Source organism: Paracoccus angustae (assembly GCF_042648745.1).
Classification (GTDB): Bacteria; Pseudomonadota; Alphaproteobacteria; order Rhodobacterales; family Rhodobacteraceae; genus Paracoccus; species Paracoccus angustae.
Genome location: NZ_JBHRXY010000071.1, coordinates 1 through 6404 on the forward strand (window position 1 = coordinate 1; position 6404 = coordinate 6404).

A 6404-nucleotide genomic window follows, 5' to 3' on the forward strand; every position below is an offset into this window, starting at 1 on the left:
CATCACAGAGGTCGCAGGATAAATCTGTCCGGGGAAAGGGGAAGTCCGATCAGCAGCCGATTTGTGCAACAAAGCCCTGCAGACCCCCGCGCGATCTTCACGGCTGCCGGCAAGGCGCAGCAGGCCGCCGACTGGATGCATGCGCAGCAGCCCGCTCTCACACCACCCGGCGCACCCGATGAACCGGAGGATGGCCACCCTTGGTCTCCCGTTGTCGTCGGCACCGTCTAGCAAGCTCGCCTGAAGACGTGTCAGCGCAACGTGGGCTGTTTGCCTACGATCAAACTGCCAAGTTCGGGAGCCATCGCCCTCTGGCAAACGTCTTAATGCTGACCGCGCCCCAGAGGCGGCTTGCGGAGAGCCAGAGGAGGGCTGGGGTGTTCGTGACGGGTTGAAAGCCAGGGAGAGTGGCTCCCCGGCGCCCGTCGCGGAGAACACGGCCATGGCCAAAGCCATATCCCCCATCACCCTCGCGTCCGCGCGCGACATCCCCTTTGACAAGCTGGTCCTCAGCCAGTCCAACGTCCGGCGCATCAAGGCCGGCGTTTCGGTCGAGGAGCTTGCCGCATCCATTGCCCGGCGGGGCCTGATCCAGTCCCTCCATGTCCGTCCCGTCCTGGACGAGGACGGCGCGGAGACCGGCCTCTTCGAGGTGCCCGCCGGCGGCCGGCGCTTCCGCGCACTCGAGTTGCTGGTCAAACAGAAGCGCCTGGCGAAGACCGCGCCCGTGCCCTGCATCGTCTCGGGGAGCGGGTCCGATATGGACGTGCTCGTGGCCGAACTGTCCTTGGCCGAGAACATCGAGCGGGCGCCGCTCCATCCGCTCGATCAGTTCCGCGCCTTCCAGACCCTGCGCGAGGAGGGCATGACCGAAGAGGCCATTGCCGCGGCCTTTTTCGTCGACGCCAAGGTCGTCAAGCAGCGCCTGCGGCTGGCCTTGGTCTCGCCCGCGCTGCTCGAGGTCTACGGCGAGGACGCCATGACGCTTGAGCAGTTGATGGCCTTCACCGTCTCGGAGGATCACGACCGCCAGGAGCAGGTCTGGCAAGCGGTCAAGGACAGCTGGTCGAAGGAGCCCTACGCCATCCGCCGGATGCTGACCGAGACCGCAGTGCGGGCGTCCGACCGGCGCGCGCTCTTCGTGGGCATCCCCGCCTACGAGGCGGCGGGCGGCATCGTGCTGCGCGATCTCTTCGAGACCGACGATGGTGGCTGGCTGCAGGACGTGGTCCTGCTCGACCGTCTGGTCACGGAGAAGCTGAAGTGTGAGGCCAAGGCGATTGCCGCGGAAGGCTGGGGCTGGGTCGAGGTAGCAGTGAGCTTTCCCTATGGCCACGACCGCGGCCTTCGGCAGATTGCCGGCACCACCATCGACCTGACCGACGAGGAGCGCGCCACCCGCGAGGCTTTGCGTGACGAATACGACCTGCTCGAAGCCGAGCATGCCGAAGCCGTAGAGCTGCCCGAAGATGTGGACCGGCGGCTCGGCGAGATCGAGGCGGCGCTCGAGGCGTATGAGCACAGGCCGATGGTCTTTTCGCCCGAGCAGATGTCGCGCGCCGGGGTATTTGTCAGCATAGGCGCCGACGGCAGGTTGATGGTCGATCGCGGCCACATCCGGCCTGACGATGAGACCGCGCAGGGGACTGAAGATGGCGAGGCCGGGGGATTGCCCGATGCGACGGGCGGCGTCACGCCCTGGGATGCCAGAGAACCTGCCGCCATCACGATGACGGGTGAGCCAGGCACCGGCGAGGAAAGTGCCGAGGAGACCGACACCCTCAAGCCCTTGCCCGAGAGCCTGGTGGTTGAGCTGACCGCGTATCGCACGCTGGCCTTGCGCGACGCCCTGGCCGCGCACCCGCATGTCGCGCTGACAGCCCTTCTGCACCGGCTGGTGCTGGACTGTTTTGTCAGCCGCGGCTGCGGCGCGGCCTTGGAGGCCTGTGTCCGGACCGTCTACTTTCCCGTGCAGGCCCCGGGTCTTGCCGACAGCCTGCCCGCGCAACGGATCGCTGCGCGCCATGCGGTGTGGCAGGCCGACCTGCCCGATGCCGAGGATGACGACCGGCTCTGGTCCTGGCTCGAGAACCTCGACGATGCAAGCCGACTGGCTCTGCTGGCCCACTGCGTCAGCTTCGGGGTCAATGCGCTCCTCGAGCGGCCCGGCTTCAGCGGCGGCACGGGCGTGAGCCAGCAGGGTCTTGAGCGGCGCCTCCGCGAGGCCTACCGGCTGGCCCGGGCAACAGAGCTCGATCTCGTGGAGGCGGGCTGGCGGCCGACGGTCGAGAGCTATCTTGGCCGGGTGACCAAGCCGCGCATCCTTGCGGCAGTTCGCGAAGGCGTCGGGGAGGCAGCGGCGCAGCGCATCGATCACCTGAAGAAACCCGACATGGCGCGGGAAGCCGAGCGGCTCCTGGCGGAGACCGGCTGGCTGCCCGAGCCGCTGCGGCTGGGAGACGCCGACAGCGGAACCATCGGCGTCGAGGTTGCCGGGTCAGCTTGCCTGCCGACCGACCCGACCGGCGAGGCCAATAACGCGGAACCAGACGACGCGGACGATCCCGCACGGGAGCCTCCGTCCGGAGCAGGCGAAGACGGCACTGTCCGCGTGGAGGAGGCCAATCCGCAAGGCATGGCCGCCGAGTGAGGATGGGAGACGGGGCGGCATAGCCGCCCTGTCTCCCGCTCTCCCGGTTCACGACGGCTTGGTCGTGTCGCGCTGACCTGAGGCCGGAGCCGTGAACAGCACCCTCCCTTATCAAGAGGCAGAGCCCGGTGGGGGAGGGGACAAGCCCGGCGCGAGGAGGGAGAGCCGCGCCGTGGCGTTCCTGTCATTCCCCTCTCCCGGAGGACCTTTCCATGACCAATTCCGAACATGCCGGCAAGCCGGACCCCGACATTGCTGCAAGCATCGCCCGTGTTCTTGCCGAACACGATGCTCATCAACAACGCGCAGCCGCGCTGCGCCCGGCCAACAAGGCCGCGCTCTTCGATGCCCTGGAGGCCGCCGGGATCACCACCGTCACGGTGACCTTCGACGGCTACGGCGACAGCGGCCAGATTGAGGATGTCACCGCACAGTGCGGCGAGACCATTGTCGATCTTCCCGCACGCCAGGTTGCGCTGGCGTCCGCTACGTGGAACTCGGACGATGTGTCCACCGCCCAAGTGGAGATCGGGGCCGCCCTCGAGCAGCATTGCTATGACCTGCTCGAGCAAAGCCATCCCGGCTGGGAGAACAACGACGGCGCCTCTGGCGCGTTCGTCTTCGACGTGGCGGCCCGGGCGATCACCCTCGATCACAGTGAGCGCTATACCGCCACTGAAACCTACAGCCACGTGTTCTAAGGAGGAGACCATGGCACATCCTTATCATCACGCCCTCTCCTCGGTCCGCAGCTGGGGCGGCAGCATCGAGGAATACCTGGCCGTCCATGCCTGGTTCGATGGCAGCAAGGAGATCCTTGCCGACTTCCGGCACCGGGCGCTGCGCCATCATGCCGAGGGCATCTTCATGTCGGAACGGCTGTTCGGCACCACGCTCACCCTGGCCTCGGGGCGGCAGATCCCCACCCGGTGGATCGGCGAGCAGCATGTCCGCGAGGATCTGGGCCATATCCCCAGCTTCGCCGACTGGGCCAGGGCGATCCGCCCGGAGCCGTGGATGGGACGGAGCCAGGCGCTCGACCTGGTCGTCGATCCCGCCTTGGCCACACGAGGCGGAAGATCCTGATGTTTGCGGCCTCTCTGGCGGGTCACCGCCGGAGCGTCGATCAGGCCGACAGCCGGGCAGCAAGAGACAGAGGAAGGCTGGGAGAAGGCTGCGCCTGCCGGAGCTAGAGAGCGACATGGCGGGCGCATCCCTGTTTCTCATAACCGGAGATCTCCGCCATGAGCCTCACCGCACCCTCATTCTCCTCTGCCATGCCCGTTCCCGAGGAGCGCCGCATGGCCTTTCTGCCTCGGCTGTTCGGCGCCCGTCTTCTCCTTGTCGGCGAACACACCGTCTTCGGCTTCATGGAAAGGCTGAGCCCGACGGACTACACCGGCGGCATGTGGGACTTCCTTGAGCGGGCAGGCGAGCCCCTTTATCTCGCCCCGACCTGCAAGCCGTGCTTCCACCTTGTCTGGGACGGTAACGGCTATGAAGGCGAGGTATCGGCTGACGCCGCGGGCATCATCGCCACGCTCTTTGCCTTCTCCCACCTGTCGTTCCGCCATGACGCCCCGGAACTCTCAGACGGCTTTGCCCGCCTTTACGCCCATGCCGCGGATCATCCCGAGGCCCGCGAGATTTTCCAGGCCATCGACTGAACCGTGCAAGCGCCCTGCTTTACGGCGGGGCGCTTGTTTCCTGCTGGCTTTCGCCATGGCGCCGCAGGAGGGCGGCTCAGACGGCAAGCGAGAGAAGCCTACCTCCTGGACACGCGCCGGGATCTAGGGCCGAGGAGAAGATGCGCATCAGGTCGTTATCCTTGGCAGAAGGCGGTCCGATCAGCAGGCGCGTGGCTACCAAAACGGCCCCTGTCGAGCGGCTTGGCTGCAATCTCGTGCTGTCTTGCCGAGCAGCCCACCTTGGGGTTACCGGATGATCATGGCCGTGCATGCAAGGCGGACCCCACGATGGAAGAGCGCACAACCCGCGATGAACGCCTGGATGACTTGGCGCAAACCCTGGCGGACATGCTGGGCGTCGACAAGACGGAAGCCATGCGCCTGGCTCTCCAAAACGAGATCGAGCGTCTGCGGTCCACACCCACCATTGATGACCAGATTGCGACCTTGCGCGAGACGGTGAAAAACTACGGCCGCAAATCGACGCGCATGGTGCACCCGTCAAAAAAGCGCTGAGGGTCATACCAACGCTTTCGTCTGACCGCCTTGCGCGCTGTGCGCACAGAGGCATCCGCTGTCACAGTTGACGCCGCTTCGTCACATGACTGCGGGTACTTGTCGCCGACCTGTGCCTTGAAGCCCAAGACCCTGCTTCCGCCAGCAGACCAGGGGATGGCCATCGGGGAAGGCTGTGAGGGTGTGCCGCCCGGCCGTGGTGCGGTGATGGAGACCGCCGGCAAAGACAGAGGGGGGTCGGGGCAGGAGGGTTGAGCCGATGCGGTCGAGAGAGTGCCGCGAATTCGTGCTTTCCGCCCCCGGGAAAACGCCGCGACCGAGGGTCCGCGGTCCGGACCCCGGAGGCGGCAGATGCCCCAGCACACAGGAGGTCCTCTCATGCCCCATCGTGACGCGTCCGATCTGGCGATCCGTCTTGGCCGGGAGGCCGAGGCAGTCTGCCGCCATTACCTGTCCTCTGGCCGCAAGACCGGCAACTACTGGCTGGTGGGCGATGTGAGAAACACTCCTGGCCGCTCGATGTTCGTGCGTCTGGCGGGCCCAGAGACCGGCGGGGGGGCCGCGGGCCGCTGGTCCGATGCCGCCACGGCCGAGCACGGCGATCTGCTCGACCTCATCCGCAAGGCGACGGGCCTTTTCGACTTCAAGGATGTGGCTGCCGAAGCCCGCCGGTTTCTTGCTCTGCCGCGTCCCGACCCGGAGCCTGGCCTTTCTCCGGACGGTCGGCCATTGCGCAGGGCACCCGGCTCCCGACAGGCGGCACGGCGGCTCTTCGCCATGGCCGAGCCGATCGGCGGCACGCTCGCGGCAACCTATCTGGCCGGGAGGGCGATTACCTGCCTTTCCGGCACGGGTGCGCTGCGCTTCCACCCCCGGTGCTACTACCGGCCGGACGAGCATGGGCCAACGGAGACCCGGCCGGCGATGATTGCCGCTGTCACCGATCTCGCCGGCCGCCAGACGGGCGCGCATCGCACCTGGCTTGCTGCCGATGGGTTGGGCAAGGCCCCGATCGCCACGCCGCGCCGGGCCATGGGGGAGCTTCTCGGCCACGGCGTCCGCTTCGGGGTGGCCGATGATGTGTTGGCCGTGGGAGAGGGCATCGAGACTGTGCTGTCGCCCCGCCAGGTGCTGCCCGGCATGCCGATGCTGGCAGCCCTCTCGGCTGCCCATCTTGCTGCCGTGCTCTTTCCTCCCACGTTGCGCCGCCTGTATGTCCTGTGCGACCGTGACCCCGCCGGCGACAGGGCGCGCGACAGCCTCCTAGCCCGAGCGGCCAGCCTCGGCATCGAGGCGATTGCCCTTGTGCCCGTCGGAGGCGACTTCAATGACGACCTGCGGCACTTCGGGCTGCAAGCCCTGCAAGCGGCGCTGAAGGACGCGCTGCATCCTGACGACCGGCACCGTTTCCTGAAGGGGTGAGGGCAGGCTCGGGGGTGCAGGGGTGCCAGCCTCTGCCCTTTGGCCGGGTCCCTCCCTGTCCCGGTCACCTCTCCTTCACGCGCGGAGATCCGCGTTCCAGGCCTTCGAGGAGGGCAATCGGCGCACAG

The 6404-nt window shown here is 67.1% G+C and carries 7 protein-coding genes; all 7 read left to right on the plus strand.

Translation table 11 applies throughout. The features are described from left to right. Positions 1-231, plus strand: a 231-nt coding sequence (locus ACFOM8_RS22165; RefSeq protein WP_377764551.1) for a hypothetical protein, incomplete at its 5' end; no start/stop codon positions are given. 211 nt (positions 232-442) lie between these two features. Then, the gene (locus tag ACFOM8_RS22170) at positions 443-2650 is read left to right on the plus strand and encodes a ParB/RepB/Spo0J family partition protein (protein ID WP_377764552.1); all 2208 of its coding nucleotides are present in this window, start codon (positions 443-445) and stop codon (positions 2648-2650) included. 212 nt (positions 2651-2862) lie between these two features. Continuing rightward, on the plus strand, positions 2863-3351 hold the full coding sequence (locus tag ACFOM8_RS22175) for a DUF6878 family protein (RefSeq protein ID WP_377764553.1): 489 nt from the start codon (positions 2863-2865) through the stop codon (positions 3349-3351). Between the two features lie 10 nt (positions 3352-3361). Beyond that, complete coding sequence (locus tag ACFOM8_RS22180; RefSeq protein ID WP_265501412.1) at positions 3362-3736, plus strand: DUF6915 family protein; 375 nt, start codon at positions 3362-3364, stop codon at positions 3734-3736. Between the two features lie 158 nt (positions 3737-3894). Then, positions 3895-4317 carry an antirestriction protein gene (locus tag ACFOM8_RS22185; RefSeq protein WP_377764554.1) on the plus strand — a complete coding sequence of 141 codons (423 nt, stop codon included), beginning with the start codon at positions 3895-3897 and terminating at the stop codon, positions 4315-4317. Positions 4318-4626: 309 nt separating this feature from the next. Continuing rightward, positions 4627-4854: a type II toxin-antitoxin system VapB family antitoxin gene (locus ACFOM8_RS22190; RefSeq protein ID WP_167623725.1), complete on the plus strand. Its 228-nt coding sequence runs from the start codon at positions 4627-4629 to the stop codon at positions 4852-4854. 378 nt (positions 4855-5232) lie between these two features. Then, the gene (locus tag ACFOM8_RS22195) at positions 5233-6276 is read left to right on the plus strand and encodes a DUF7146 domain-containing protein (protein ID WP_377764555.1); all 1044 of its coding nucleotides are present in this window, start codon (positions 5233-5235) and stop codon (positions 6274-6276) included. Positions 6277-6404: the final 128 nt, after the last annotated feature.